Consider the following 830-nt stretch of genomic DNA (forward strand, 5'->3'; position numbering starts at 1 on the left):
CCCCAGTCGGCCTCCCCACGACGCCCCCAATGGAGAGGTACACCCATGACCGGCATCACCCGCCGCACCCTGACGTTCCGCAAGACCTCCGTGGCCGGCATCGCCGCGGCCGGCGCCGCGGCCTGCGCGCTGACTCTGGCGCCGCACCCGGCCCACGCCGCCGAGCCGACGCATGCCACCACCCCCGCGACGGTCTCCACCGTCACGGCCGCACACGTCGCCCAGCAGGCCCACCACGCCGAGAAGGCCGCCCACCACACCGGCGCGGCCAAGAAGCCCCACACCGCCGCCAAGCACGTCGACGCGGTCACCGCGATTGTCAAGAGCAAGAAGTACGGCAACAACCTCGACGGCTGGATACGGGAGTCGCTGGCGATCATGAAGGCCAAGCACATCCCCGGCAGCTACGAGGGCCTGCACCGCAACATCATGCGCGAGTCCAGCGGCAACCCCCACGCCCAGAACAACTGGGACGTCAACGCCCGCAACGGCGTGCCCTCCAAGGGCCTGCTCCAGGTCATCCAGCCCACCTTCGACACCTACCACGTCAAGGGCACCAAGAACAGCCTCACCGACCCCGTCGCCAACATCGTCGCCGCGGCCAACTACGCCGCCCACAAGTACGGCTCGATGGACAACGTCGACTCCGCCTACTGATCGGGCGGACTGACAGCGACCCCCGACAGTACGAGCCCGCGGGGCGCCCCCCCCCCCGCCCCCCCCCGCCGCCCCCCCCCGGCCCCCCCCCCCCGCCCCGGGGGGGGGAGCTCCACCGGCGGGGGCCAGTTGGTAGGGGCGATTTTCCAGCCCCCTCCAGCCCCGGGGCGGCC

The 830-nt window shown here is 72.4% G+C and carries 1 protein-coding gene; it reads left to right on the forward strand.

Going from position 1 to position 830, the window contains the following annotated elements:
* Nucleotides 1–45 precede the first annotated feature (45 nt).
* A complete protein-coding gene (locus LCE31_RS38745) occupies nucleotides 46–657 on the forward strand; it encodes a transglycosylase SLT domain-containing protein (protein ID WP_225022912.1) in 612 nt (203 codons plus the stop codon).
* Nucleotides 658–830 lie beyond the last annotated feature (173 nt).

The organism is Streptomyces sp. 8L, from assembly GCF_020176795.1.
Classification (GTDB): Bacteria; Actinomycetota; Actinomycetes; order Streptomycetales; family Streptomycetaceae; genus Streptomyces.

Bases quoted from the DNA above. Each gene is read 5' to 3' on its own strand.
- LCE31_RS38745 (WP_225022912.1), top strand. From the start codon at position 46: ATGACCGGCATCACCCGCCGCACCCTGACGTTCCGCAAGACCTCCGTG.